Origin of the sequence: Veillonella sp. ZSJB6 (genome assembly GCF_051549505.1) — a bacterium.
GTDB lineage: Bacteria > Bacillota > Negativicutes > Veillonellales > Veillonellaceae > Veillonella.
Genome location: NZ_JBPUGE010000127.1, coordinates 1 through 250, shown reverse-complemented (window position 1 = coordinate 250; position 250 = coordinate 1). Strand labels below are relative to the sequence as shown.

The following is a 250-nucleotide window of genomic DNA, read 5'->3' as shown; positions in this document are numbered from 1 at the left end:
AATGGATGTCATCAACATGATTTCGAAAGATCCGAGTTATCCAGACGGCGAGACGCGGGGGACAGGTTACGGGGACGGCACACCGTTCTTCTTCAATGGGCCGCGCATCCATGAGTTCATGCAGGAGATGAATCGTGAGGTCCTGTCGAAATACGATACGATCACGGTTGGTGAGATGCCGGGCGTCAGCGTCGACGAGGCGAAGCTTTATACAGGAACAGACCGTGACGAGTTGAACATGGTGTTCCAT

General features: G+C 53.2%; 1 protein-coding gene. It reads left to right on the top strand.

Going from position 1 to position 250, the window contains the following annotated elements; all coding sequences use genetic code 11:
• Position 1 precedes the first annotated feature (1 nt).
• Positions 2-250 (top strand): alpha-amylase family glycosyl hydrolase (locus ACSV5T_RS10155; protein ID WP_438321057.1); only part of this gene is annotated, 249 nt, incomplete at its 3' end.